Source organism: Xanthobacter versatilis (genome assembly GCF_043193975.1).
In the GTDB taxonomy this organism is placed as follows: domain Bacteria; phylum Pseudomonadota; class Alphaproteobacteria; order Rhizobiales; family Xanthobacteraceae; genus Xanthobacter; species Xanthobacter autotrophicus_E.
Genome location: NZ_JBAFVB010000001.1, coordinates 74942 through 98632, shown reverse-complemented (window position 1 = coordinate 98632; position 23691 = coordinate 74942). Strand labels below are relative to the sequence as shown.

At 67.8% G+C, this 23691-nt stretch carries 20 protein-coding genes; 10 read left to right on the top strand and 10 right to left on the bottom strand.

What is annotated here, in order from left to right:
- Window positions 1-133 precede the first annotated feature (133 nt).
- The 4 genes from V5F66_RS00455 (at window position 134) to V5F66_RS00440 (ending at window position 5415) form a co-directional block, all read left to right on the top strand.
- Window positions 134-505: an STAS domain-containing protein gene (locus tag V5F66_RS00455; RefSeq protein ID WP_012113018.1), complete on the top strand. Its 372-nt coding sequence runs from the start codon at window positions 134-136 to the stop codon at window positions 503-505.
- A 399-nt stretch (window positions 506-904) separates the two neighbouring features.
- Window positions 905-2716, top strand: a complete 1812-nt coding sequence (locus V5F66_RS00450; RefSeq protein ID WP_394092960.1) for a trypsin-like peptidase domain-containing protein — start codon at window positions 905-907, stop codon at window positions 2714-2716.
- Between the two features lie 13 nt (window positions 2717-2729).
- Window positions 2730-3647 (top strand): protein phosphatase 2C domain-containing protein, encoded by a 918-nt coding sequence (locus V5F66_RS00445; RefSeq protein ID WP_394092959.1) that lies wholly within the window; start codon window positions 2730-2732, stop codon window positions 3645-3647.
- A 7-nt stretch (window positions 3648-3654) separates the two neighbouring features.
- Window positions 3655-5415 (top strand): serine/threonine-protein kinase, encoded by a 1761-nt coding sequence (locus V5F66_RS00440; RefSeq protein WP_394092958.1) that lies wholly within the window; start codon window positions 3655-3657, stop codon window positions 5413-5415.
- A gap of 124 nt (window positions 5416-5539) precedes the next feature.
- Here the strand turns inward: V5F66_RS00440 and V5F66_RS00435 are convergent, their stop codons facing one another.
- Entirely contained in the window at window positions 5540-6139 is a 600-nt protein-coding gene (locus tag V5F66_RS00435) for a hypothetical protein (RefSeq protein ID WP_394092957.1), read from the bottom strand.
- A gap of 493 nt (window positions 6140-6632) precedes the next feature.
- On the opposite strand from V5F66_RS00435, the gene V5F66_RS00430 reads away from it, so the two are divergent.
- On the top strand, window positions 6633-8471 hold the full coding sequence (locus tag V5F66_RS00430) for an ATP-binding response regulator (protein ID WP_394092956.1): 1839 nt from the start codon (window positions 6633-6635) through the stop codon (window positions 8469-8471).
- On the opposite strand, the gene V5F66_RS00425 is transcribed toward V5F66_RS00430, so the two are convergent.
- Window positions 8464-9096 carry a response regulator gene (locus V5F66_RS00425; RefSeq protein WP_394002421.1) on the bottom strand — a complete coding sequence of 211 codons (633 nt, stop codon included), beginning with the start codon at window positions 9094-9096 and terminating at the stop codon, window positions 8464-8466. The genes V5F66_RS00430 and V5F66_RS00425 overlap by 8 nt on opposite strands.
- Window positions 9097-9502: 406 nt before the next feature.
- Here V5F66_RS00425 and V5F66_RS00420 point away from each other — a divergent pair, with 406 nt between their 5' ends.
- Window positions 9503-10450 carry an aldo/keto reductase gene (locus V5F66_RS00420; RefSeq protein WP_394092955.1) on the top strand — a complete coding sequence of 316 codons (948 nt, stop codon included), beginning with the start codon at window positions 9503-9505 and terminating at the stop codon, window positions 10448-10450.
- Window positions 10451-10553: 103 nt separating this feature from the next.
- On the opposite strand, the gene V5F66_RS00415 is transcribed toward V5F66_RS00420, so the two are convergent.
- From V5F66_RS00415 to V5F66_RS00390, 6 genes are all read right to left on the bottom strand, one after another.
- Complete coding sequence (locus tag V5F66_RS00415) at window positions 10554-11963, bottom strand: EH signature domain-containing protein (protein ID WP_394092954.1); 1410 nt, start codon at window positions 11961-11963, stop codon at window positions 10554-10556.
- Between the two features lie 13 nt (window positions 11964-11976).
- The gene (locus tag V5F66_RS00410) at window positions 11977-12867 is read right to left on the bottom strand and encodes an OmpA/MotB family protein (protein WP_012113008.1); all 891 of its coding nucleotides are present in this window, start codon (window positions 12865-12867) and stop codon (window positions 11977-11979) included.
- 12 nt (window positions 12868-12879) lie between these two features.
- Window positions 12880-14898, bottom strand: coding sequence for an anti-phage ZorAB system protein ZorA (gene zorA, locus V5F66_RS00405; protein ID WP_394092953.1), 2019 nt, complete (start codon window positions 14896-14898; stop codon window positions 12880-12882).
- Window positions 14899-15330: 432 nt separating this feature from the next.
- The gene (locus tag V5F66_RS00400; RefSeq protein WP_394002413.1) at window positions 15331-16944 is read right to left on the bottom strand and encodes a sodium:solute symporter family transporter; all 1614 of its coding nucleotides are present in this window, start codon (window positions 16942-16944) and stop codon (window positions 15331-15333) included.
- A gap of 4 nt (window positions 16945-16948) precedes the next feature.
- The gene (locus V5F66_RS00395) at window positions 16949-17230 is read right to left on the bottom strand and encodes a DUF485 domain-containing protein (protein WP_394092952.1); all 282 of its coding nucleotides are present in this window, start codon (window positions 17228-17230) and stop codon (window positions 16949-16951) included.
- 49 nt (window positions 17231-17279) lie between these two features.
- Window positions 17280-18443, bottom strand: a complete 1164-nt coding sequence (locus tag V5F66_RS00390; protein WP_012113004.1) for an NADH:flavin oxidoreductase/NADH oxidase — start codon at window positions 18441-18443, stop codon at window positions 17280-17282.
- Between the two features lie 286 nt (window positions 18444-18729).
- On the opposite strand from V5F66_RS00390, the gene V5F66_RS00385 reads away from it, so the two are divergent.
- The gene (locus V5F66_RS00385) at window positions 18730-19617 is read left to right on the top strand and encodes a helix-turn-helix domain-containing protein (protein WP_012113003.1); all 888 of its coding nucleotides are present in this window, start codon (window positions 18730-18732) and stop codon (window positions 19615-19617) included.
- A 176-nt stretch (window positions 19618-19793) separates the two neighbouring features.
- On the opposite strand, the gene V5F66_RS00380 is transcribed toward V5F66_RS00385, so the two are convergent.
- Together V5F66_RS00380 and V5F66_RS00375 are read right to left on the bottom strand one after the other, a co-directional pair.
- Window positions 19794-20600: an SDR family NAD(P)-dependent oxidoreductase gene (locus tag V5F66_RS00380; RefSeq protein WP_012113002.1), complete on the bottom strand. Its 807-nt coding sequence runs from the start codon at window positions 20598-20600 to the stop codon at window positions 19794-19796.
- Between the two features lie 37 nt (window positions 20601-20637).
- Window positions 20638-21348 (bottom strand): glutathione S-transferase family protein, encoded by a 711-nt coding sequence (locus V5F66_RS00375; protein ID WP_394002407.1) that lies wholly within the window; start codon window positions 21346-21348, stop codon window positions 20638-20640.
- Window positions 21349-21516: 168 nt separating this feature from the next.
- On the opposite strand from V5F66_RS00375, the gene V5F66_RS00370 reads away from it, so the two are divergent.
- From V5F66_RS00370 to V5F66_RS00360, 3 genes are all read left to right on the top strand, one after another.
- Window positions 21517-22230 (top strand): glutathione binding-like protein, encoded by a 714-nt coding sequence (locus V5F66_RS00370; RefSeq protein ID WP_394092951.1) that lies wholly within the window; start codon window positions 21517-21519, stop codon window positions 22228-22230.
- Window positions 22231-22295: 65 nt separating this feature from the next.
- The gene (locus V5F66_RS00365) at window positions 22296-22886 is read left to right on the top strand and encodes a TetR/AcrR family transcriptional regulator (protein ID WP_394006236.1); all 591 of its coding nucleotides are present in this window, start codon (window positions 22296-22298) and stop codon (window positions 22884-22886) included.
- 61 nt (window positions 22887-22947) lie between these two features.
- Entirely contained in the window at window positions 22948-23691 is a 744-nt protein-coding gene (locus tag V5F66_RS00360) for a haloacid dehalogenase type II (protein ID WP_394092950.1), read from the top strand.

The following is a 23691-nucleotide window of genomic DNA, read 5'->3' as shown; positions in this document are numbered from 1 at the left end:
GTCCTGCGAGGTGTCATGGCTCCAAGGTGGCGCAAGGTGACAGGGACGAAATGAGGATGGGCTTGCGCAACGGTGTATCGCCACGGCCCACGCCCTCGCTTGGCTTGTATCCGGGTAAGGAGAGCGAGGCCTGATGCTCGACATCAAGCATGCCACCCTCGGCGACATCCTGACCGTGAACCTGACCGGCCAGCTGAACACCCTGGGCTGCGGCCAGCTGGGCGAGGTGCTCGACGGCTGGCTCGCGACCGGCGGAAGCAACACGCTGATCGACTTTGCCGGCGTCACCTACATCAACAGCTCCGGCCTCCGGCTGCTGTGGCGCCACCACAGCCTCGTCACCGGCAAGGATGGGCTGGTGGTATTTTCCTCCGTCCACTACACCATCTTCCAGGTCTTCGACATCAGCGGGTTGGCGCACCTGTTCCAGTTCGCCAACACCTTCGACGAAGCCCTCGGCCGCTTCCAGCCGCCCCGCACGGACGGTTCGGCCGAGACCGCATAAGGTCCGCACCGGGCGTTTCCCTCATCACGCGCTTTTACCGGTCGCGGGGAAATCCCCGACGAACAGCGGCCACCTGCGGCTGGAAAGCCCTGTGCGGAACCCTGCACCGCATCCAAGCAAAACGGAAGAGGTCGCGCAGTCAATTTTATGCGCCGGCAAAGTGACCGCCAACACCTATTCTTCCACCGCCGACAAGCTTCATCTTGGTCCTAGGACCAGTCCTAGGGTCTCAGTCCAACTTTACAAGCTTAACCCTGAATCTCATAGGCTCCGGCCGTGGCTCAGCGCGCATGGCGCCTGCGGACCATTCTTGTCTGCGTAAGCAATGGCCCTGGCCGTTGGTGGCATCTCGCCGTTTCGGTGGAGCCCGGCCCGGCATACAGGATAAGGGGGGGCAGCATGAGCGCGGCATCCATAGACCGGATCATCATCCGGCATCTGTCCGGCTCCAAGGCCAATCAGATCGAGCAGATTCCGGTCCAGGACCTCCAGGAGGTGACCATCGGGCGCGATCCTGCCTCGACCATCGCCTTCGACGCCAAGCGCGACGACGTGGTCAGCCGCCATCACGCCGCCATACGCATCCCGGCCAACGACGACAGCGCGTTCCGGCTGGTGGATCTCAACTCCAGCAACGGCACGCTCCTCAATGGCCAACCGGTGAAGGAGGATGCCGAACTGCTGCCCGAGGACACCATCGAGCTCGGCAAGAACGGGCCGAAATTCGTATTCGACGTGCAGCCCCGTCCGCCGGCCATGAGCGCGCGTACCCGCATCATCAGCGCCGTGGACACCACCGCGACGCGTGTGGTGAACGCCGTCGGCGCCACCGGGCAGATCGACGGCGACAAGACCGGGCAGGTTTCAGCAACCACGGCCTCCATGGCCGAACCGCCCAAGGCCGGGGTCGGCAAGGAAACGGTCATGCGCATGCTCGGCGAGGAGCGGCGCAGCACCAGCCGGGTCTGGGCGGCCTCGCTCGCCGGCGTGGTCGCCTTCGTGGCGCTGGTGGGCGGCGCCTTCTACTGGCGCCACCTCAACGAACTCGGCGAAATTCGCGAGGCCCAGGCCCGCGACAACGCCCGCGTCGCCACCGAGGCCTCTACCAACCTGTCCCAGCAGCTGGGCATGTCGGCGCAGCAGATCGTCAGTCGCTATGGCGATGCGGTGCTGAAGATCTACCTCCAATGGCGCGTCTTCGACCAGGAGACCGGCAAGCCCATCTTCCATAAGACCGTTGTCTACGACGGGCGCACCTATCCCGCCTATGTGCGGCTGCCCGGCGACCTCGGCGTGGTGCGCTGGCTGACGCTGGACGACGAGAACCGCAGCAATCCGAGCATCGGCGAGGCCGGCGAGGGCAGCGGCTTCGTGGTGAGCGAGCAGGGCTTCATCCTCACCAACAAGCACGTGGCCGCCGGCTGGATGGTTCCCTACGACGCCTCCGTCGGCCAGTACGGCATCGTGTTCGACCTCAAGCAGCCGGCCGCCTTCAAGAAGCGCGACAAGGCGACCATGATCAATCTCGAAGGGGCCTCGGACGAAGCCTCCCGGCTGCGGCGCTGGGTGCCGGAGGCGGGGGGCGTGGTGTTCCATCCCAACGTCGCCATCCCCATCGGCTCCATCGACGGCCTCGACAGCTCCATCGCCAAGCGCGTGTTCATCGGCCGCAACGAATATCTGGAGGCCCGCTTCGCCGGCAGCCGGCTGAGCATCAACGCCACACTGGTGCGGCCCTCGTCCGACGCCGACGCCGCGCTCATCAAGATCGATTCCCCCCAGCCCCTGAACAAGATCGACATCTCCGCCAACGATGAGCTTCGCGTCGGCCAGAAGGTGATCGACCTCGGCTATCCGGCGGTGTCGGTGGAGACCTACACCCAGTTCACCACCCGCGAGGCCGGCGGCCCCTCGCGTGTCCATGACGAGCTGGTGCCGCAGCCCAGCGTCAACGAGGGCATCATCTCCGCCCTTGGCAGCGCCTCGCGGCGGGAGGGCGACCAGACTACGCGCTCCAGCGGCGGCGACGTGTTCCAGATGAGCATCAACACCAGCGGCCCCGGCAACAGCGGCGGCCCGGTATTTAATGCCGAGGGCAAGGTGATCGGACTGCACACTTACGGCCGCAAGGTCGGCGATGCGCGGGTAACCCTCGGCGTCCCGATCCGCTACGGCCGCGACCTGCTCCAGCCGCAGCGCGCCGCGCAGTGACGGGAGGCGCGCCATGACTGCCCGCGTCGCCAACGCCCGCGTCGATGCTACCCTTGCCCTGCGCGCGCGCGGCGCCATGCTGACCCATGTGGGCCGGGTGCGCAGCAGCAACGAGGACAGCGTCGTCTTCGTCTCATCCCCGGAGGACGGGCGGCTGGAGGATCGCGGCACGCTGGCGCTGGTGGCCGACGGCATGGGCGGCCACGCCGCGGGCGAGGTGGCGAGCGCGCTCGCGGCCGAAGTGGTGCGGCGCATCTATTGCAGTAGCAGCCTGCCGGTGCCGGAAACCCTGCGCACGGCATTCGAGGCCGCCAATGCGGCGGTGATCCAGCACGCGGACGCCCATCCCGAATGCCGCGGCATGGGCACCACCTGCACCGCCGTGGCCATGGTGGGCGGCAAGCTCTATCTCGCCCATGCGGGGGACAGCCGCGCCTACCTCCTGCGCGGCGAAATACTGACCCAGCTGAGCGAGGACCATTCCCTCAACGCCCAGCTGGTGCGGGAGGGCGTGATGACGCAGGAAGAGGCTGAGACCAGCCCCAACGGCAATGTCATCGTCAAGGCCCTCGGCTCGCGGGCGGAACTCGATCCGGCGGTGTGGAGCGAGGGGCTGCCGCTGGCGGACGGCGACCGGGTGCTGCTGTGCTCGGACGGGCTGTCGAACCTCGTCCCGGATCGCGAGATCGCTGGCGTGCTGCAGCGCCTGCCCCCCACCGATGCCTGCGACGCATTGGTGGAACGGGCGCTCGCAGCAGGGGGCTACGACAACATCTCGGTTGGCGTGTTCGCCATCGAGGTCCCGACGGCGCCAGATCGCGCTGGTTCGGACCGCTCAAGCGCGGCCCGCACCACGCGGCGCATCGTGCCGCAGGAGATTCTGGCGGAAGGCAGCGACGCACGAGGAGCCACGCGGCGCATCAAGCTGTGAGGGCACCATGACCACGGCGACCACCGAACGCATCGGCCATTACGAAATCACAGCGCTGCTCGGATCGGGCGGTAATGGCCGCGTCCATGCCGCCCGCGACACCATGCTGGGCCGCGAGGTGGCCATCAAGTCGCTGCGCCCCGAGCTGATGAACGACGCGAGCTTCCTCGATCGCTTCCGCGCCGAGGCCAGCAGCCTCGCCCGGCTCAACCATCCCAATATCGCGACGCTCTACGCCCTCCAGCCGGAGGGCAGCAACCTCTACATGATCATGGAGCTGGTGCGCGGGCGCACGCTGGAGAGCGTGCTCCAGCAGCGCGGTGGTCCGCTTCCGGTTCAGGAATGCCTCGCCATCGTGGCACAGGTGGCGGACGGCCTCGCCTATGCCCATTCCATGGGCGTGATCCATCGCGACATCAAGCCGTCCAACCTCATGATCACCGACGACGGCCGGGTGAAGATCATGGATTTCGGCATCGCCCGGGTGGCCGGCAGCCAGCGGCTGACACGCGACGGCTCCATCATCGGCACCCTGGCCTATATCGCGCCGGAGCAATTGCGGGGCAGCCCCGGCGACGAGCGCTCCGACCTCTACAGCCTGGCCATCGTGGTCTACGAAATGCTCTCCGGCGCCCCGCCGTTCGCGGCGGACACCGACTACGACCTGATCCAGGCCCATGTGAACACCAAGCCGCAGCGCCTCATCCCCAAGGTCCCCGGCCTGTCGGTGAAGGCCGAAGGCGCCATCCTGCAGGCACTTGCCAAGAAGCCGGAACAGCGCTTCCCCACCGTCCGGGCGTTCAGCGACGCGCTCGGCGCGACCAGCCTGCGCGCCGAGGCCACCGGGGTGATCCAGAACTATACGCGCCTCATCTCCAACACCTCTGGCGGCACCTCGAACACCATCGCGCCCTATCCGCGTCCCACGCCCGGCCCCATCGGCCGCCTGCGGACGGCGCTCGACGCCGCATGGCGGCGCTTCAAGGCCATGCCGATCGAGCTGCGCGGGCTCGCGGTCGGCGGCGTGGCGGCGATCGCGGTGGCGGGCGTGGTGGTGGCGGACAGTTTCCGTGGCCCCACGCCGGTCCCCGCCCCCCGCACCGATACGGCGCGCGTGCCCGCCGAGCGGCGTGGCCCCACCGGCAACGCGGCCACGGGCAACGCGGCGACCGGCGCCACCGCCAGCAATGCCGCGCGGATCGAGAACATGTATTTCGATCGCAACACGCGACCTTCGGCCACCGCTGCGACCACCACCACGGAAGCCAGGGTCGCCACGGCGCCGCCGGCCATGACCTCCGCCGAACTGCGCACCGCCATGAGCGAGGCCATGGAGCGCCGCGACTACGGCCGGGCCTATGAGCTGGCCTCCCGCCTCGCCGAGACCGGCAATGCGGAGGCGCTGTACACCCTCGGCTTCCTGCTGGAGAAGGGCGAGGGCGTCGGCCAGAGCTTCGTTTCCGCCGCCTACAAGTATCGGCAGGCGGCGGAAAAGGACCTGGCGAAAGCCCAATGGCGCCTCGGCAATCTCTACTATACCGGAAAGGGCTTCGGCGCCCCCGACTACAAGGAGGCGCGGGCCTGGTATCTCAAGGCCGCGCAGCAGGGCATCGCGGAAGCGCAATACAATCTCGGCGTGATCTTCGAGAACGGCCAGGGCATCGATCCCGACCGCAATGCCGCCCGGTATTGGTACGATCTCGCCGCGGCCCAGGGCTATGCCCGCGCCCGGCAGGCGCTCGAAGCTTTGGGCGGTCCCGCCAAATGAGCCCGCGAAAGGGAGCCTGCCAAGTGGACGTGCCAAGGGAGGCCGCCAAACGAGCGCGTGTGGCCCATGTCGATGGGCGCGGAAAAGGTCATTCCCCCTGACGCCCAGCAGGCGCGCATTGAGTTCAATAGTCGCCGTCGGTGATCACCTGCCGGCCACCCGTCGCGGCAGCGGCGCCACCCGCGCCGGCAGCGGCCGGGACCCCGCCGCCAGCGATCTGCGGCGGACCAGAGGGAGGCGATCCTCCGCCGGAGGACGCAGGAACCCCGCCGGGGCCCGAAGGAGCCGACGCCGCGCTCGCGCCTCCGCTTGCCGCCGGTTCCGGGGTCCGGGACGCCGGCATCTTGGGATCGCGCGCCCCCGCGTCGGGCTCGCGGGAAGCCGTATCGCTGGGGGCGTCCTGGTCCTTCCTGTTCTTGCGCGAGCCCGAGCCCGATTTCTTCGACACGCTTCCCGATCCGCTGCTCGACCGGCTGCGCCCGGAACTCGATCCCCCCGACGGCGCGCGGCGCGAGGGCGCGGGAATATGCAGCATGCCCGGCACCATCAGCAGCCCGCGCGGAATGCGCAGGGCCTGCGCCTGCTCCGGGACAAGTGCCGCCAAGGCAAGGAGCACACCACCGCTCAGCAGGGCCCGCCGCGAGACCGGCAAGCTCTCGTGAAGCAGTTCTTCTTCAGCGGAAGAAGGCGATTGTGGCGCCGGGCTGGAAGTATGGTCGGTCATGTTCATCCTCGATGCGACCCTGCCTGTGGTGTGCGGCCCTGACTTGAGGAAGAGCACCCGGGAGCCGGCCCATGTATCCGGCTGATGAAAGGGGCGCGTTTGAAAGGGGCGCGTTCGAGATGACAGCCACGAAACCGGTCGCCATCCACTCAGGCTGGCTTCCGCCGACATCGGCGCCGGCGGCGGCGCTTCCTGCACCGTTGGCGCGCATAGAGTAGACCTTGACGCGCCAGCGGCAATCCGACCGATCGTCCTACGACCTGTCCTATGACCTTTCACACGGCCAGAATCGGCCCGTGCTTATGTGAAGTCGTATCTTATTATAATACCTATATTTTCTCGGATGCCTTTGTTCCAAGAACAGGGCTCACCCCGATCCGCCGCGATTATTCGTTGATGGCCCGCAGAGCCGACCCTTTACTTCACAGACGTGTGCTATAAGCGGCGACGTCTCAGCAGATCCGAGGCGACGGTGACGCTCCAGAGGTCGATATTGTCCCTGCCCCCCGGCGCGACACCGCTCCCGAGCGGGAAGCCGGACCTGCGCGAGCGCGCCCTCGAGCCCGTCGCCGCGCACGACCGCGTCCAGTCCGAGCAGCTCAAGGTCCTGTTCCGGAACACACCCGTCGGCGTGCTCGGCGCCATGATCGGCGGCCTCATCCTCGCGTATGTGCTGTTGCTGCACGACGGCGTCTCCTTCGACACCGTGGCCACATGGTCTGCCATACTTGTCGCCGTCGCCCTCAGCCACCTTGTCCTGTGCTGGATCTACTGGCGCGTGGCGCTGCCCGCGCGCCTGCCCATGCTGGCCCTGATCTTCACCGCGATCAGCCTCATGGAAGGCATCACCTGGGGCACGGGATCGGTGCTGCTGGTCTCGCCCAGCCGCATTGAGCTTCAGCTCTGGGTGATGATCGTCACCTCGGCGGTGGCATCGGGCGCCGCCTCGGCGTTCGGCAGCTACCTGCCGGCCTTCTATGCGCTGCTGTTTCCCGCCATGCTGCCCTATCCGGTCTGGGCGGTGCTGCATGGGGGCATCCTCTCCCATGCCCTGATGGTGCTGGATCTGCTCTATGTGGTCGCCATGGCCGCGCTGGGCTGGCGCTCCAACCGGGGCCTGGTGGAGGCCCTGCGCCTCAGGTTCGAGAACATCGACCTGTTGGTGGAGGTCCGGAACGAGAAGGAACGCGCCGAGCAGGCCAGCCGCGACAAGTCGCGCTTTCTCGCGGCAGCAAGCCACGACCTGCGCCAGCCCGTCCACGCGCTCACCATGTTCCTGGGCGCCATGCAGAATTGCAACCTGGACGCGCCGGCCCGCCAGATCCTGGGGCACATCGATGAATCCGTCTCCGCCCTCGACGGCCTCTTCACCTCGCTGCTCGACATCTCGCGCCTCGACGCCGGCGTGGTGCAATCGGATTCCCGCGCCTTCCACATCCAACCGCTGGTGGAGCGGATCGTGCGCGACTACGACGAGGAAGCCGCGCGCAAGGGGATCGCCCTCGTGGTCCAGCCCTGCTCACTGGCGGTGATGGCCGACCCGATCCTGCTGGAGCGCGTGTTGCGCAATCTGGTCTCCAACGCGGTGCGCTACACCGACAGGGGACGCGTGCTCATCGGCTGCCGCAGGGGCAGGCGCCTGTCCATCGAGGTCTGGGACACCGGCAAGGGCATCCCGGGCGAGGAACAGCAGCGGATTTTCCAGGAATACTACCAGCTCGGCAATGCGGAGCGGGACCGGGCCATGGGCCTCGGGCTGGGGCTTGCCATCGTGAAGCGGCTCGCCGAACTCATGGCCTGCCCGCTGGCGCTGCGCTCGCAGCCGGGCAAGGGCTCGGTGTTCGCCATTTCGGTGCCTATCGCGACCAGCGCGCCCGAACAGCCCGCCGCCAGCGCCGGGCCCGCCCGCGGAGCCATGGTTTCGGGCCTGATCCTCGTGGTGGACGACGAGGCCCCCATCCAGTCCGCCATGCAGAGCCTGCTCGCGAGCTGGGGACACGAGGTGATCGTCGCCGAATCCCTGGCGCAGATGCTGGACAAGGTCGCCACCTGCCCGCGCCAGCCGGACCTCATCATCTGCGATTATCGGCTGCGCCAGGGCGAGAACGGCATCGCGACCATCCAGCGGCTGCAGTCCGAATACAACGAGGACATTCCAGCCCTGTTGATCACCGGCGACACCGCGCCGGACCGGCTCAAGGAAGCCCGCGAAAGCGGCTTCCTGCTGCTCCACAAGCCGCTCCACAACAGCAAGCTCCGGGCCGCCATCACCAACCTGCTGGCCCAGGGCGCGCGCACCCCGCCCGTGGAGGAGGAGACCCGGCTCAGATAAGGTTGCCCTGGCGGGCCGCGCTCGCCGCCTGGGTGCGGTTGATCACATGCAGTGACCTGAAGATGCTGGTGATGTGCACCTTCACCGTCTTCTCGGACAGGTCGAGCGTGTTGCCGATCTCCTTGTTGGAGAGGCCGCGCGAGAGCAGCTTCAGCACCTCCAGCTGCCGGGTCGTGAGGTGGGGCGCGGGCTCCTCCGCCGCCTCGCTCGTGGCCACCGGCGCGGTGTCGGGCAAAAGGGTGAAGGGCGGCACATAGACATGGCCCTTCAGCACGAACTCCATGGCGTCCAGCAGGGTCTGGCGGCTGGCCGATTTGGGGACATAGCCGAGGGCGCCCAGCGCCAGCGCCTCCTTCACGTCATGGGCGTTTTCGGACGAGGACAGGACGATCACCGGCAGCGCCGGCCGGCGCCGGCCGAATTCGGGAATGGCGGACATGCCGCCCATGCCGGGCAGGCCGAGGTCCAGCACCACGATGTCGAGGTCCGCGTGCTCGTCCACGATGTCCAGGCCCCGGGCGCAATCGTGGGCTTCCAGCACACACGACCCCGCAAACCCGCTCAGCAGCAGGGCGGCGACGCCCTCCCGCACAACGGAGTGATCGTCAACGATGAGTATTTTCATGGCCGGCAACCACCGAACGCCCCGAACTTCGAGCGGCTGGCGCGAAAATCGCCGGTCCACAATCTATATCTTGACGGCAATGCCCGGCAAGATGGGCCAATGGGCCTAGGACGCCGCCGCAGGAGACGTGGCCATGGGGCTCGGGCGCCCGTCCCTGCAAGCGGTGCCGGCGCTTGCCCCCTCATTCGAAGCGCGTCGTGCGGTGCATCAGCCACAGCCGGCTGCACCCCATCACCGGTACCGGCCTGACCCGAGGCCGACACGACGAAATCCGCTCCCGGGCGCGCTGGCGATCAAGACCCCGCCGGGCGACGCGGGGCCTCATTCCATCCACCGCCGCCGGCGGTTATGGTGCCCCCCGACAGCGGCGGCACACCCGGCGCTCCCACCTTTCGAGGACATCTGCGTGAACAAGCGCGCGCTCGGCACCTCCGGCATCAGCATTGCGCCCCTTGCCCTCGGCGGGAACGTCTTCGGCTGGACCGCGGACGAGGCCACCTCCTTCTCCCTCATCGACGCCTTCGTGGCGCGCGGCTTTTCGCTGATCGACACCGCCGACGTCTATTCCACCTGGGTGCCGGGACACACCGGCGGGGAATCGGAGCGCATCATCGGCGCCTGGCTGAAGCGGGGCGGACGGCGCGAGGCGGTGCATGTTGCCACCAAGGTGGGCATGGACATGAAGGCCGCCGGCAAGGGCCTCTCCAAGGCCCACATCATCGCCGCGGCGGAGGCATCGTTGCGGCGGCTCGGCACCGACTACATCGACCTCTACCAGGCCCATATCGACGACAACACCGTGCCGCTGGACGAGACCATGGAGGCGTTCGCCGGCCTCGTGGAGGCCGGCAAGGTGCGCGCGGTGGGCGCGTCCAACTACACTGCTCCCCGGCTCGCCGAGGCCCTCGCAGCAAGCGACGCCAAGGGCTATCCCCGCTTCAGCGTGCTGCAGCCGCACTACAATCTCGCCAACCGCGCCCTGTTCGAGGGCGCGCTGCAGGAGCTTTGCCTGACGGAAAACATCGGCGTCATTCCCTATTACGCGCTCGCGGCAGGCTTCCTCACCGGCAAATACCGCAAGCCCGACGACCTCGATGGCAAGGCGAGGGCCGGCACCGTGGCCCATTATCTCGATCCACGCGGCCTCGACCTGCTCGCCGAGATGGACAAGATCGCCGCACGCCTCGGCGCGACACCGACGCAGGTGGCCCTCGCCTGGCTCATCGCCCAGCCGGGCGTCACCGCCCCCATCGTCAGCGCCTCCAGCCTCGCCCAGCTCGACGACATCATGGCGGCGCCCGGCCTTTCCCTCGATGCGGCGGCACTGAGCCGGCTGGACCGCGCCAGCATCTGAGGCGCGCGCTCCTGCTCGCCACCGCCATCGCGGTACGCGAACGGCGGGTCAGGATCCTGAAACCATGCCGTCCTCAGTCGCGGTGAGAAGATCAGACATGGCTTCAAAGATAGCTGGAGGGAGGCATGTGGACGCCGGTGATTTTGCGGATCTCGTCGGCGACGCGGGCCTGCCAGTTGCCGCTGTGCAGGAAGCTCACGGTTTCCTGCTGCGCGCCTCCCGGCGCCGGATCTCGCACGCCAAGCTCATCGGTGGAATAGTTGGCCTTGTAGAGCCGGGGCGCGTCAGGCGCGTCGTAGTCGAACCAGATGTTGCACCTGCCGCCGAAGCTCCAGTCGGCCACCAGACCACGCAGGCCCACCCGCAACAGAAGCACGGTGTGGCCCGTGGCGACCTGCTTCCTGCCGCCGTGCGAGAAGCGGCCGAAGCTGGCATTCTCGCCGAAGAGCCGCTTCGCCAGATCAACGCCCAACGGACCGAAGACCACCCACGCCTCGCTCACCAGGCCCGCGTCATAGACCGCTTCCCAGAACCGGCGCCGGGCCGGCCACATGGATCCGAAATCGTGCGCGCCAGCTGCCCGGTCCGCCACGTCGAGGAACTGGCGCAGCGACTGCTCCGTCAGCCAGCGACGGACCATCTCGCCCTCCTCCACCATCCGCGCCCAGGCGGCGGGGCGCAGGCGGGGATCGCCGAACAGCATCAGCAACAGGTCGAGATAGGCATCGCGAACCGCGCGTTCCGGCATGGCGTCCCGGAAGGGGCGAAGCAGAGCCCGGCAGGTCTGGGGTCCAAGTTCTTGAAACACCAGCCGACCGTCTGGCCGCACGGCCACATCCCGCACCAGCTTCAGCCGGTCCATGGCATCGCGCACCTGTCCCGTCTCGATCAGGCCGAGCAGCAGCGCGAGGCAGGCCTTGGCATAGCCGCTGGTCGCGTCGAGGCTGCCGATGCCGCTTTGCTTCAGAACCGCCACGGGGGTCACCCGTCCCGAGAGCGCGGCCTCCGCGACCCGGCGTGGCCCTTCGACCTCATGGAACAGGCCGTAGGTGGCCGCGAGCCGGTCCCACGGGCTGCCCATCAACGACGCGCTGTTGCGTAGCAGCCGGGCGGCCTCCGCCATGCCCGGCTGGCCCGGATCGAAGCTCATCATCCAGGCCGAGGCCAGGCTCCTGAGCGACCGGCGCCGCGGGCTGGCGGCAACCGCGCCCAGCACCGCCGCGAGGCAGGCCGAGTCCTGCGCCAGCGCCGGGCGGGTCTGCCACAGGCACCAGGGCGCGGCCCGCAGATCCGTGCGATCCAGCGGACGGCCGGCGCGACAGGCCGCCGCGATCGCCTCGGCGATCTGGTTGTAGTTCCGTCCCTTGGCCGGTGCGGAAAAGCCGAGCATGTCGACCGGGATCCGCGCGAGCGCCCTGGCGACCGCCGGTTCCCTGGGAAGGAGCGCCGTCGGCGCGGACCTGCGCCCCACCGCGCGCAGTGCGTCCTTAAGGCGGGTGGGGACCTCGTTCACTGCGCGCCCTCGCTCACGGCGCGCCCTTACCCGCCCGCGCGGCGCTGGCGGCGGTGAGGCGATCGATCTGCTGCTTCATCTCGTCGGTGAGCGTGCGGATCTCCTCCAGGCGCCGCCGGTTGTCCACCTCCATCACGAAGCGCAGGTCGATGCGGCGGTTGCGGGCCCAGGCCTCCCGGCTTTCGGTGGGGTCGATCGGGCGGGTCGAGGCATAGCCGGAGACCGACAGGATTTCCTCGCCGCGCAGGTTGCGAAGACCACGCAGGCGCGGCGCTCCCGCGACGATGGCGCGATAGGTGTTCACCGCCCGCTCGGTGGAAAGCTGCCAGTTCGTGCCGTCCTCGCCGGTGCTGTCGGTGTGGCCCTCGATAAAGACCGTCTCCAAGGAGGGACCCGCGCCCGGCTGGCACGCCGTGCCGCCCGCCGCACCTTCGGCCACGTGGCAGGCGGTGTAGGCAGGAAGCACCCGGTCGAGGACCCGGGCGATCTTGTCCACATTGGACCGCGCCCGCCCGGCGAGATCCGACCGGCTCGGCTCGAACCGCACCGCATCCTCGGTCAGGCGGAGCACGCCGTTCTGCTCGTCGATCTGCACGTTGAGGCCTTCCGCGCGGAGCTGGCTCTCGATGTCCTGCAAGAGTTGGCGACGCACCTGCTGGGAGGCATCCACCGTGGCGATGGCCGAGCGCACCTGCCCGCTCATGGCATCGAGCTTGCGGGCCACCTCGCGGGCCACCTCGATGGCATCCTCCTGCACGTCGGTCTTGGAGCGGAAGTCCAGGGCGAACACCATGAGCATGATGATGAAGATGAACAGCACCCCCACCATCATGTCGGTCATGGAGATGAAATAGTTCTCACCTTCCTCGGACCCTGCGTGCTCGGTGTCTTCAGTGATGGCCATGGCGCGCTCCGGTCATTCCGCGGCCTCGACGCGCAGCGCGCGTTTCAGGTCGTCCACCGCCTCCACCATCTCCTCGGTATTGTCCTTCAGGCCGCCGATGCAGCCGGCCAGCGTGTCCACCGCTTCCCTGAAGGTCACGTCCACGTCGCGAACGAAAGTGGCGATCCGGTCCTGCTGCTCGTCGGTTCCGCGCGTCAGGCGCTCGAACGCCTTGCCCAGCGCCTCGTCGACCGCCTCGAAACGGGCCGAATAGCTGCGCCAGACCTGATCGAGGTTGGAGACATGGCCGGTCAGTGCCTGGGCCAGCCGCCGCGCCTCCTCCTGGCTCTTGTCGAGCACCGCCACCGACCGGCCGGCGGCCTCGCCGAGCTTCTCGGTCGCCCCCGCGATGCGCTCGCCCGACTGGGCCAGCGGCACGCTCGCCGCGCGCACATCCTGCGCAGTGCGGCTGAAGGCATCGGCCACCTGGCGCGACTTGTCGGTGGCGTCCATCATCGCCTTGGCCTGCGCCGCCAGCGTCACCTCGCTGGCCCGCATGGCGACGATAAAACGCTCGATCTCGCCGTTGATGCGCGCGAGCGCATCCGCAAGCCCGTCCTGGAGCGCGCGCGCCGCCTGGGCCGAGGCCTGGGCGACGGCATCGGTCGCCTCCGCCTGGGCGGCGGAGACGCGGACCCGGGTCTCATCGAGCTGGCCGGCCATCTTCTCCTGGAAGCCGGACAGGCTCTCGCGAAAGCCGCCCACCTGGGCTTCGAGGCTGCCGAGCACCCGCCCCATGACCTCCTCCAGCCGCGCCGAAGCCCCGCCCGCCGCGGCACCGAGGCCCTCGTCCACCTTGCGATTGGCTTGCTCGAAGGTCTCCCGCATGGCGGTGACAGCATCCATGAGGACCGCACGGCTCTGGTCCGTGCCTTCACCCAGGCGTGCGCCGGCGTCGGTGACGAGGCGGTTGAGGTTTTCGGCTGCTTCCGACATGCGCCGGCCGAAATCCTCGCCGGACCCGGTCAGCCCCTGCTGCACGCCCACCATGGCACCCTGCATGCCCCGGAGCGTCTCGGCGAGCCCGCGCAACTCGGCCCCGGCCCCGTTCTGCACCGAATCGGTGAAGCGCGTCAGCATCTCGGACATGCCGCTCTGGCTGCTGTCGGCGAGCCTATGGACCGCCTGGTCGATGCTGGTGGTCACCGGCGACATGACCTTGTCGAGCGCCGTCTCGAACATGCGGGACATGCCCGGCGTCAGCTCCTGCCCCATGCGCGCGAAGAAGTCGGCGCTGTTGATGGACTTGAGCTGATCGGTCTGTTCGGCGGCGAAATCCCGGCTCTCGGCCGCGATCTGCTGTGCCGACAGATAGCGCACCCGGTCCTCCACCGTCTCGCAGAAGCTGATGAAGAAGCCTTCCATGAGGATGGTATAGATGCGGAACAGCAGCGAGAGCGCGATGGAGGCACCAAGGCCGGCGATGGAGGTGGCAAACTTGAAGGTCGCCACCTGAAGCAGTTCGCGCGTCGCGCCCTGCATTCCGGCGGCATCCGAGCTGTTGACGGCCATGGCCGCCTTGTTGAGCGCCAGCACGAGGCCGGCGAAGGTGAGCAGAAGACCGATGCCGACGAAATAGCCCGGCAGCGCGCCCATCATCTTCAGGCCGAAATATTTCTCCCGCGCCATGCCCAGATTGAAAAAGGCGTGGGCACGGGCGGTGCTGCGGATGATGCGTTCATCCGGCCGATGAACGAGCACGGTGTCGAACTGCTTCCACGCATGACTGATCAGTCGATCGCGCTCCATGAGCGCGCGCGTGGCGTCATAGGTTTTGGCGAAGCCTTCCATGTCCCCCGTGCCCGCGATACGCAATCGCAGGCGCCGCAGCCTCCACCCGATCGGACCCACATGCAGGATGAGGAAAGCGGAGGCGAAGCCAACCGCCGTGGCGAACAGGGCGAAGGCCAGGGCGAAAGCATAGGGCTGGGTGCCGACGGTGGAAAAATCACCGCTGAAGGCGCGCGCCGTCCCGCCCCAGAGCGCGCTCATGTCGACGACAGGAAGGAGCCAGTACAAGACGCCGAAGATGCCGAATACGATTGTCCAAAAAAGAACGCAGCGCCCCAAACCCTTCAAGACCGTCATTCCATCCCCGCTCCCGCCGGTCGCGCTTCCGCGCGCGACGCGGTCCCACCGCGACACTGCCCGGCACAATGGCGTGCGGGACGGCCGGGGAGCAAGTCCCGGATTGTACCTTGGGAAGACCCACCCGGGCGGGTTCAGGACACCCCGCAGGCTGATGCGATTCAGGCGTCCGCCACGCGGTGGGCAGCGCGGTCATGGGCAAAATCAGGCCGGCTGAAGATGCCGTCCCCGCGCCATGACAGGTCGAACCCCGGGATGTTCCGGCAACAACTGGCCGCCGGGCGATCTTGACGATCGTCCGACGGCCCATGGGTCGAGATGCCTTCGTGCGCCCGCTTACTCGGCAGCGCCCACGCCGCTGGCCAGGCCCGCCGGCGCGCGCGACCGGTCCAGAACCGAGACAAGCCAGGCCGTGAAGAAGGCGAGCGGCATGGAGACGATGGTCGGCGGGTCGATGGGGAAGATGGGCGCGGCATTGCCGAGCACCTTCACCCACACCGGCGGGCCGAGGATGGTGAGCGTCACCGCCGCGATGAGGCCGACCATGCCGCCGGTGATGGCGCCCCGCGTCGTCAGCCCGCCCCAGTAGAGGGTCAGCAGCAGCAGCGGCAGGGTCGAGCTGCAGGCGATGGCATAGGCGAGGCTGATCATGTAGGCGACGTTCTGCGTCTGGAACACGATGCCGAGCAGCACCGACAGTACGCCCAGCCCGATCGTCGCGAGGCGGGAGACCCGGATCTCGCTGGCTTCGCTCGCCCGGCCGCGGCGGAAGGTCCGGGCATAGAGATCGTGCGAGACGGACGAGGCGCCGGCGAGGGTCAGGCCCGAGACCACCGCGAGGATGGTGGCGAACGACACCGCCGAAACGAAACCCATCAGCGGGCTGCCGCCCAGGGCGTGGGCGAGGTGGATGGTCGCCATGTTGCCGCCGCCGCGCAGGGCGCCCTTCGCATCCACATAGGTCGGGTCGCCGCCGATGATGGCGAGGGCGCCGAAGCCGAGGATGAAGATGAGGGCAAAAAAGCCGCTCACGCCGAGCGTCCCCCAGAACACGGACACCCGCGCCGCCCTTGTGTCGGGAACGGTGAAGAAGCGCATGAGAACGTGCGGCAGGCCGGCCGTGCCGAGCATCAGGGTGAGACCGAGGGAGATGGTCTGCAGCGGGCTTCCGGAGAACACCTGCGGCAGCATGATCGCCTCGTGGCGGGGATGCACGGCGATGGCACGCGAGATGATGGCGTCATAGCTGAAGCCGAAATGGACCAGCACCGCCAGGGCCATGACGATGCCCGCGCCGATCAGCATGACGGCCTTGATGATCTGCACCCAGGTCGTCGCCATCATGCCGCCGAACACGACGTAGCAGATCATCAGGGCGCCCACGATGATCTGGGCATAGACATAGTCGAGCCCGAACAGGAGCCGGATCAGCTGCCCCGCCCCCACCATCTGCGCGATGAGGTAGAAGACCACGATCACCAGCGTCGCGAAGGCGGTGAACATGCGGATGGGCCGCTCGTCCAGCCGTGTGGCGAGCACGTCGGCAATGGTAAAGCGCCCGAGCTTCCTCAGCCGCTCCGCCACCAGGAACACCACCAGCGGCAGTCCCGTGGAGTAGCCCACGGCGAAGATCAGGCCGTCGAAGCCCGAAGCGTAGACCAGGCCCGCGAGGCCGAGCAGCGCGCCGGCCGAGATGAAATCGCCGGCCAGCGCGATGCCATTCTGGAACCCGGAGATGTGACCGCCGGCCGTGTAGAAGTCGGAGGCTGACCGGGTGCGTTTCGCGGCCCACGCCGTAATCCCCAGCGTGACCAGCACGATGGCGATAAACATGCCGATGGCAGTGGGATTGGCACCGCCGCCCGCCGGCTCGGCCGCCATGGCGGAGGTTCCGGCCATCAGCGCCGGGATGAGAACCCAGAGGGTCTTGGCAAATTTGCCCGCGGTCATGGCATCATTCTCCCCGGCCGGAAGCGGTGCGGTTGGCGATCAGGACGTAGAGGCCTGCGAGCGCGATGGTGGAGAACACCACACACAGGCCGAATACGAGCGCGACGGTCACGGACAGCCCAGGCGCCAGCGCCCGCGTCATCGTTGCCGGGTGGATGATGAAGGTGGCGACGAAAGAGCCGTAGATGAGCGCCTGGAGCGCCGCCAAGGCCCAGCCGAGCCGGGCCGCGGGCAGCGCCGCATCCTGTGCGGACGCGTCGAGGGAGGATGTGTCGATGGAGGACATGAGCTTCAATCCATGATTAAGATCGGAAGAAGGGATTTTGGGGCGGCATTTATTCCGCAGCCGCGGCGTCGGGCTCCGCGGCCCGTCCGGTGATGTGGCCGAAGCCGTCATTGACGCGGCTGCGCTGGTATTTGTTGAGCCAGGTGCTGAACTGGACCGGCAGCAGGTCGTAGGGGCGCTCCTGGCCCAGAACCATGGCCGCGTAGACCGGCCAGTGGGGATTGGCGAGCATGGGACGGCCGAGCATCACCACGTCCACCCGCGCCTCGCGGACGATGGCGTCGGCGAAGTGCGGGTCGGCCAGGTTCCAGTTCGCGGCAGTGAGGATGTCCGCCTCCCTGCGGATGCGCTCGGCGGCCGGCACCATGAAGCCCTCGGCCTCCCACGGCGTCTGGGCCTGGCCCGAATTGCCGCCGAACGACACGTCCACGAGATCGAGGCCCTTCGGCTTCAGCAGGCGGGCCAGCGCCACCGAATCCTCGATGGTCTGGCTGCCCGGCGCAAATTCGGTGACGCCGAAGCGCATGGAGAGCGGCAGCCGCTCCGGCCATTCGGCGCGCACCGCCTCGACCACCTCCACGAGGAAACGACTGCGCCCGGTAAAGTCACCGCCGTATTCATCGGTGCGATGATTGGAGAGCGGCGAGAAGAAGCTCGAGAGCAGGAAGCCGTGCGCGGCGTGGATTTCCAGCCATTCGAAGCCGGCCTCGCGCGCCCGCCGCGCCGCCGCGGCATAGGCGCCGGCCATGGCAGCGATGTCGTCCCGCGTCATTTCCCGCGGCGTGCGATGCATGACGCCGCCAAACGGAAGCGCGGAGGGGCCGATCATCTCCCACGCATCGGGATGATCGGCGGGAAGATGGCCGCCGCCCAGCCACGGCGGCTCCACGCAACCGCGCCGGCCCGAATGGCCGAGCTGGATGCCGGGGACGCAGCCGACCGACCGCACGAACCGCGCGATGCGCGCCAGCGCCTCACCCTGCTCATCGTTCCACAGGCCGGCGCAGGTGGTCGACATGCGGCCTTCCGGCGCCACCGCCACCTGCTCCACCATGACCATGCCGGCGCCGCCCGCCGCCTTGGACCCGAGATGGGCCAAGTGCCAGTCGGTGACGAGACCGTCCGGCGATGAAAACTGCGTCATCGGCGACACCGCTATGCGGTTCCGCAAGGTCACGTCCCGTACTTGCAATTCGCTGAAAAGAGAAGCCATGTCCAACCTCGTCCCACTGGATCGATCTGCGTCACATTCCGAATAATCGTCGTACCAAGACTTTCGTCCCGCCTCGAATGCCTACGACACAGGCAGGAATCCCACGAAATCGGCACGCGTTGCCGGGATTTAAGCCAGCGCTCGGCTTGACCCTCATCCATATTGGACATGAGATGGTGGGGCCTCTTTCACAAACTGGCCGCTGAAGAACAGATTTCGGTCAATCGACGACCAAAGGCTGTATCTGCCGCAGCCGGACGCAGGCGCAGGCGACCGGGAGCCCGAAATGCGCATGCACGACATCGGTTCATGGCCACGCAATGCGACGCTGGCGAGCAGCGACGGTCGCGGGTGGGCCAACATCCAGGCGGCCCTGCTCGCGGTGGATGCGTGGAGCGGCGAACTCGCCCCGATCGGGAATCCGTGCCTGGGCTATTGCGTCAACCAGCCGGCGCGGATCCGCCGCCGGGTCAGTGGCGGCGGCGCCATCGAGACCGCCACGCTGCGGCCCCGGCAGTTCCATCTCATTCCCGCGCTGGAAGCGAGCGAGTGGCATCGTCACGGTCGCTCGGAGATGCTGACCTTGTACCTGCGGCAGGAGATGCTGGACGCGGCCGCGGCCCGGGCGTGCAGCGCGCATGTGGGGCGGGTGGAGCTGGATGTGCCGCTCGGCGTGCACGATCCGCTGCTGGAACAGCTGGCCCTCGCCGTGCTGGATATCCTGCGGCATCCGGAAGACGCCGGATCGCGCTTCTATGCGGATGAACTTGCCCACGCCGCCTATGCCCACGTGGTTCGCGGCTATACGGCGGTGGGGCGCTCCTCGACGTTCGACGGCGAGCGGGACGGCGCCCCGGAGCGGGCGCTACGCCGCGTATGCGAGCTGATCGTCGACCGGATCGCTGAGGAATTGCCCCTCGACGCCCTCGCGCGGGAGGCGGGAGTGTCGCCGCGCTCGCTTTCGCGGGCCTTCAATCGACGCTTCGGCATGAGCGTCCACCAATACATCGTCTCGCGCCGGGTGTTGAAGGCCAAGGATCTGCTGGCCTCGACCGACCTGCCCATCGTTGAGGTGGCGCTGGAAGCGGGATTCTCCAGCCAGAGCCATCTGTCCGCGGTATTCCGCAAGCAGACCGGTGTGACCCCGAGCCTGTTCCGCTCGGCGCGGACCTGAGGCGCGGGGTCACGGCCGCTGAAATGGCCTGGTCCCGATCGTGGACCAGGGTGAAAAGTCACGCCCTCCGAAAGGAGGGCGCGATGGCTCGGATTACCTTCGGGCTGGCGGAGCGAGGTTTGCACAGGTCGCGCGCGAACCTGTTCGGACATGCCCGCAAGCCGATCGACCACGTGCTAAAGCGCGGAGTGGTCCCGCACCGCCTCGGCCAGCGCCGGCTTGAGATCGGCGAAGCGTCGGTCGAGGGCGGTGGGGTCGGAGCGATTGAGGGCGATCATCTGCGCCCGCGCCTCGCCGCCCCGCACCACCTCGAATCCATCCCCTTCGATGGCAGCGACCACCGCGTCCGCAACCGCATCCGCCGGTTCCTTGGTGAAGCCCACCTCGGCGCCGGCCCGGCTGGTGCGCATCATCGGGGTGTCCGTCGCACCGGGATAGATGGTCAGCACACGCACGCCCTCCCCCACCAATTCCCGCCGAAGCGCCTCGTCGAAGCGTGCGAGGCCCGCCTTTGTGGCGGCATAAGTGGCGTAGAACGGCATGCCGATGAGCGCGATGGCCGAGGTAACGTCGGCGATCAGCCCCTCGCCGCTTGCCCGGAGCGCCGGCAGGGCCGCGCGGGTGAGGAGGATGGGGGCGACAAGATCCACCTCCACCATGGCACGGATTTCAGCCTCGCTCGTGTCCTCCAGGCGGCCGGCCCGCACGCCGCCCGCATTGTTGACAAGGATGTCGAGCCCACCCAGGTGAACCAACGCGCCATCGAGGGTGGCCTTCCGCCCGGCCGTCTCGGTCACGTCCGCGCAGATGCCGTGGACATCGCCGCCGTTGGCTTTAAGGCTCGCGACCGCCGCGGCAAGCACATCCTGCCTTCGGCCGGTGATCACCACCCGCGCGCCCTTCTTGAGAAGTGCGACGGTGATGGCGCGGCCGATTCCGCTCGAGCCCCCGGTGACGAGGACCCGCTTTCCTTCGATCTTCATGGCTTCCTCCTTCAGGAGACCGGACGCGACTGCCACCTCACTCCGCGGCTGCGGGCGGATAGTTGGAGGGGAACAGGGCGCGGCGGCTTTCCTCGTCGCCGGACGCCTTGAAGCTGTGGTCCTTGCCCACCGCGCGGGCCCGCGACACCGCCTCGCGCGCATCGATCTGCGCGAACCAGCGCTTCAGGTTGGGGAAACCGGCGAGCGGATCGCTCTCCACCTTCAGCACCCGCGCGGCGCGGTCAAGCCAGCCCCAGGCCGACATGTCGGCGATGGTGTAGGTCTCGCCCACGATGAAGCGGCGGGTGGCAAGATGGTCGTCGAGCACCTTGTAGTGCCGCTCAACCTCGCGCCGGTAGCGGTTCACGGCATAGTCGAGGCCCTGCGGCGCCGCATGCTGGAAATGCACCGCCTGCCCCGAGAACGGGCCAAGCCCAGAGGCGATGAAGAGCAGCCAGGACAACAGATCCGGCCGGTCCTGCGGCGCGCCCAGGAACTGCCCCGTCTTCTCCGCGAGATAGAGCAGGATGGCGGTGGAATCGAACACCCGCGCCTCGCGGCCGCCGGGACCCTCGGTATCGACGATGGCCGGCACCTTGCCGTTGGGATTGATGGCGCGGAACGCCGGCAGATGCTGCTCGCCCTTCGCCGTGTCGACGGGCACCACCTCGTAGGGGAGGCCTGCCTCCTCCAGGAACAGGGCGACCTTGGCGGGATTGGGCGTGGGATGGAAGTAGAAGCGGATCAAGGGATCACCTTTGCCGGGCGGGCCGACCCCTGAGGGCCGACGCGCATTTGCATTTTAGATCGACTGATATAGAATGCACGGCAACGCGGGGACCGCAAGCTTCCTTCTGCGATTTTTGCGCGGTGCGAATGTTCTCGCGCGGCGCCCTGCGCATCAACGAGGCAGACGATGATCGATCTTTATTATTGGCCGACACCGAACGGCCACAAGATCACGCTTTTCCTGGAAGAGGCAGGGCTCGACTATCGGATCGTTCCGGTGGACATCAGCGCGGGCGACCAGTTCAAGCCGGCCTTTCTTGCGATTGCGCCGAACAACCGTATGCCGGCCATCGTCGATCACGCCCCGACTGACAAGGGCGCGCCGATCTCGGTGTTCGAATCCGGTGCCATCCTGCTTTATCTCGCCGAGAAGACGGGGCGTTTCATCCCGTCCGACCTGCGCGGCCGCACCAGCGTGACGGAATGGCTGTTCTGGCAGATGGGCGGGCTTGGCCCCATGGCCGGGCAGAACCACCATTTCAGCCAGTATGCACCGGAGAAGATCCCCTACGCCATCGAGCGCTACGTGAAGGAAACCAACCGCCTCTATGGCGTGCTCGACCGTCGGCTGGCAGCGAATGCCAAGACCGGGAGCGCGTTTGTCGGTGGCGCGGACTATTCCATCGCCGACATGGCCATCTATCCCTGGATCGTGCCCCACCAGCGCCAGAGCCAGGATCTTGCCGATTTCCCCCATCTCAAGCGCTGGTTCGAGGCGGTGGCGGCGCGACCGGCGACCATCGCCGCCTATGCCCGGGCCGAGCCTTATTCCAGCCGGCCGGCGGTGACCGAGGAAGGCAAGAAAATCCTCTTTGGCCAGACCGCTCGCCGCGCCGGGTGACGACAAGGTGGGCGGGCGTTAGGCTCGCCCACCAGTTCCAACCGCAACGAAAGTCCCCTTCACACATGGCACGGCCACGGGCGTTCGACGAAAACGAGGTTCTGGACGCGGCGATCCGCTGCTTCTGGACGCGCGGCTATGAGGCAACCTCGGTGCGCGACCTCGCGTCCAGCATGGGGCTGACCGGCGCCAGCCTGTACAACGCCTTCGGCGACAAGCACGCGCTCTATGAACGCGCGCTGGAGCGCTACGTGGACGAGAGCGTGGCCGACCGCATCCGGCGCCTCGAGGATCCCGCCATCGCCCCGCGTGCGGCCATCGGCGCCTTCTTCGATGAGATCGTGGAACGCTCGCTGAACGATCCGGACATGAAGGGCTGCATGGTGGTCAATGCCGCCGTGGAGCTTGGGCCCCATGATCCCGAGCTGCGGGCCGCCGCAGGCCGCACCCTCGGCGAGATCGAGGCCTTCTTTCGCCGCCGCGTGGCGGCAGGCCAGAAGGACGGCGCCATCAACCCCGACCAGACGGCGGAAGATCTCGCGCGCATGCTTCTCGGCGTGCTGCTGGGCATCCGGGTCCTGTCCCGTATCCGCCCCGAGCGGGCGCTGCTGGAAGGTGTGCTGCGCCCGGCTCTTGCAGCACTGGAGCCGCGCTGAGCTTACCGGGCGTGGGCAGCAGGGCAGGACATCCAGGACCGATCGGGAGGGAGACACGCCTATGATCAAGGCTTTCGTATTCGACGCCTACGGCACGCTCTTCGACGTGCAGTCCGTCGCCGACGTGACGGAACAGGCGTTTCCCGGTCATGGCGAGATCATCACCCAGATCTGGCGTATGAAGCAGCTGGAATACAGCTGGCTGCGCTCGCTCATGGACGACTACCGCGACTTCTGGACGGTGACGCGGGAAGCGCTGACCTACACGCTCGGCGTGCTCGGCCTCTCCCCCACCGCGACCCTCTTCGACGATATCGCCGAAGCCTATAACCGCCTTGCGCCCTATCCGGACGCGGTGGCGGCCCTTGGCGGCCTGTCCGGCGTGCACCGCGCCATCCTGTCTAACGGCAGCCCGCAGATGCTTGATGCGCTGGTGGGCGGCTCTGCCCTGCGCGACCTGATCGAGACCACCATCAGCGTGGACGAAAAACGCGCATTCAAGCCCGATCCGCGTGCCTACGAACTGGTGGAGGAGCGGCTTGGGGTGAAGCCGCACGAGGTGATCTTCGTCTCCTCGAACGGTTTCGACATCGCCGGAGCCAAGCGCTTCGGCTTCCGCGTCGCCCGCATCGCGCGCCTGCCCCAGGCTGCTTTGGCCCAGGAGGTCGCCGAAGAGATGACCGGCGCGCTGCGGCCGGTGACCTTTTACAAGGCGCTGCGGACGCAGGAGGAAGCTCTGGGCTATGCGCCCGATTTCTCGGTCTCCTCGCTCGCCGACCTGTCGCGCCTCGCCGTCGCCGCCTAA

Bases quoted from the DNA above. Each gene is read 5' to 3' on its own strand.
- V5F66_RS00385 (WP_012113003.1), top strand. From the start codon at position 18,730: ATGCGCATGCACGACATCGGTTCATGGCCACGCAATGCGACGCTGGCG.
- zorA (WP_394092953.1), bottom strand. From the start codon at position 14,898: ATGAGCGCGCTCTGGGGCGGGACGGCGCGCGCCTTCAGCGGTGATTTT.
- V5F66_RS00395 (WP_394092952.1), bottom strand. From the start codon at position 17,230: ATGTCCTCCATCGACACATCCTCCCTCGACGCGTCCGCACAGGATGCG.
- V5F66_RS00410 (WP_012113008.1), bottom strand. From the start codon at position 12,867: ATGGCCATCACTGAAGACACCGAGCACGCAGGGTCCGAGGAAGGTGAG.
- V5F66_RS00360 (WP_394092950.1), top strand. From the start codon at position 22,948: ATGATCAAGGCTTTCGTATTCGACGCCTACGGCACGCTCTTCGACGTG.
- V5F66_RS00455 (WP_012113018.1), top strand. From the start codon at position 134: ATGCTCGACATCAAGCATGCCACCCTCGGCGACATCCTGACCGTGAAC.
- V5F66_RS00370 (WP_394092951.1), top strand. From the start codon at position 21,517: ATGATCGATCTTTATTATTGGCCGACACCGAACGGCCACAAGATCACG.
- V5F66_RS00445 (WP_394092959.1), top strand. From the start codon at position 2,730: ATGACTGCCCGCGTCGCCAACGCCCGCGTCGATGCTACCCTTGCCCTG.
- V5F66_RS00425 (WP_394002421.1), bottom strand. From the start codon at position 9,096: ATGAAAATACTCATCGTTGACGATCACTCCGTTGTGCGGGAGGGCGTC.
- V5F66_RS00365 (WP_394006236.1), top strand. From the start codon at position 22,296: ATGGCACGGCCACGGGCGTTCGACGAAAACGAGGTTCTGGACGCGGCG.
- V5F66_RS00380 (WP_012113002.1), bottom strand. From the start codon at position 20,600: ATGAAGATCGAAGGAAAGCGGGTCCTCGTCACCGGGGGCTCGAGCGGA.
- V5F66_RS00440 (WP_394092958.1), top strand. From the start codon at position 3,655: ATGACCACGGCGACCACCGAACGCATCGGCCATTACGAAATCACAGCG.
- V5F66_RS00390 (WP_012113004.1), bottom strand. From the start codon at position 18,443: ATGGCTTCTCTTTTCAGCGAATTGCAAGTACGGGACGTGACCTTGCGG.
- V5F66_RS00400 (WP_394002413.1), bottom strand. From the start codon at position 16,944: ATGACCGCGGGCAAATTTGCCAAGACCCTCTGGGTTCTCATCCCGGCG.
- V5F66_RS00450 (WP_394092960.1), top strand. From the start codon at position 905: ATGAGCGCGGCATCCATAGACCGGATCATCATCCGGCATCTGTCCGGC.
- V5F66_RS00435 (WP_394092957.1), bottom strand. From the start codon at position 6,139: ATGACCGACCATACTTCCAGCCCGGCGCCACAATCGCCTTCTTCCGCT.